This is a genomic window from Brevibacillus panacihumi (genome assembly GCF_003710985.1).
GTDB classification, from domain to species: Bacteria; Bacillota; Bacilli; order Brevibacillales; family Brevibacillaceae; genus Brevibacillus; species Brevibacillus panacihumi.
In genome coordinates, this window is the sequence record NZ_RHHT01000087.1 from 1 (window position 1) to 1,571 (window position 1,571).

At 40.0% G+C, this 1,571-nt stretch carries 1 protein-coding gene; it reads right to left on the reverse strand.

The genetic code is table 11. The features are described 5' to 3' along the window. Positions 1 to 96 precede the first annotated feature (96 nt). Positions 97 to 1,427, reverse strand: a protein-coding gene (locus EDM58_RS25185; RefSeq protein ID WP_122915779.1) for an IS1182 family transposase whose coding sequence is annotated in 2 segments (ribosomal slippage) — positions 97 to 887 and positions 887 to 1,427 — 1,332 coding nt in all. Because the reading frame shifts where the segments join, the coding sequence is not laid out codon by codon here. Between the last annotated feature and the right edge of the window lie 144 nt (positions 1,428 to 1,571).

Consider the following 1,571-nt stretch of genomic DNA (forward strand, 5'->3'; position numbering starts at 1 on the left):
CCTCAGACTGATGAGAAACCCCCTTTCTGGGGGATTTCTCAGTTAGTATTGAAAAAAATAGCAGCACGAAGTGCTGAATATGAGGATAGCCTACACCTAACTTGCTTTCGCTAGGTGCAGCGCTATCTTTTTTATGTTTTGAACAGCTGCTGTCATCAATGCTTGTTCTTGGACGTTTTCGCGTCCACGCAACCTACAATAGCGAAGCCCATGCAGTTCTTTAGCATCTGCAAAGCTTCGCTCAATGGTTTGATATCTTAATCGGTATAGATATTTTCCTGACTTACTTAAACGGTTCTGTCGAACCCATTCCTTGCTCTCTTCCCAAACGTGTCTAGTTATCACCTTTTGGTGATTTTTAGACCGAGTACACTCCTTGAGAATGGAACAATTCTTACATATTTCTTTGTTGGACTTATACATCCTATACCCATTTCGATCTGTAGTCGAATAATGTAGCTCCTGTTTTTGAGGGCATACATACATATCTTGCTCAGGAGCATATTTAAAACGCCATTTGGCAAGAAGACCTTTAACAGGAGTAAAGGCTCGATGACCGATGACAGCAAAAACGTTTATATCGTGCAAAGCCTTACAGATTGGAGTAGTTAAATATCCAGCATCTAATGCGACTGCTTCGATCGTGTCCTTAAAACCAAACTTCTCAATCTGGTGATGTAGCCTATCTATGTAAGGTACGGAATCATGGACGTTACCAGCGGTAACATGTACATCGGTTATAATATTGTATTTATGATCGACAGTCCGGTGATCAAGATAGAAAAAGCCTTCTGGCTTTCCGTCCCGAACCATGTAACCACTTTGCGGGTCAGTGGTACTCACCTTAATTTCTTTTTCTTCCTTCACATCCTCTCTAGACTTCAATCCTTTTTTCCATGTGCTTCACGGTCTTCATTAATGGCTGCCTCTAGATCTTTAAGATAGGCATGACTTGTTTTCTCAATGACTTGCTTCTTAAATTTACGTTTATTCGCATTTGCTTTAAGATGAGTGGAATCGCTTATCAATACACGTCCACCAACCATACGATGCTGAATTGCTAGGCGCACAATTTCATCAAAAATCTCCTGAAAAACATCTGTATTTTTAAAACGGGTTCGGCGATTCCAACTAATGGTTGTGTGATCTGGAACTCGATCTGTTAAGGATAAGCCAAGGAACCAACGATAAGCGATATTAGTCTGGATTTCTTTTTCGAGTTGTCTTTCTGATCGGATACCGTAAAGGTATCCAATGAAGATCATTTTAAATAAAACAACAGGATCAATGGATGGTCTGCCGTTGTCCTCACAGTAATAAGGGCGCACTTTTTCACGAATAAAAGAAAAATCTATATGTTTCTGGATGACTCGTAATAAATGGTCCTCCGGGACCAGCTCATCAAGGCATACAAATTCATAATGCATTTGTGGATTATTTTCTTTGGACGATAGCACAGCTTATCACCTACCGGTAAATGTAATTACAAGAATATTATAACACATTAACGCGGTGTCGCTTTAAAAAGAAGTGAAATAAAAATGGCTGTCGACTTTCTCGACAGCCTGAGG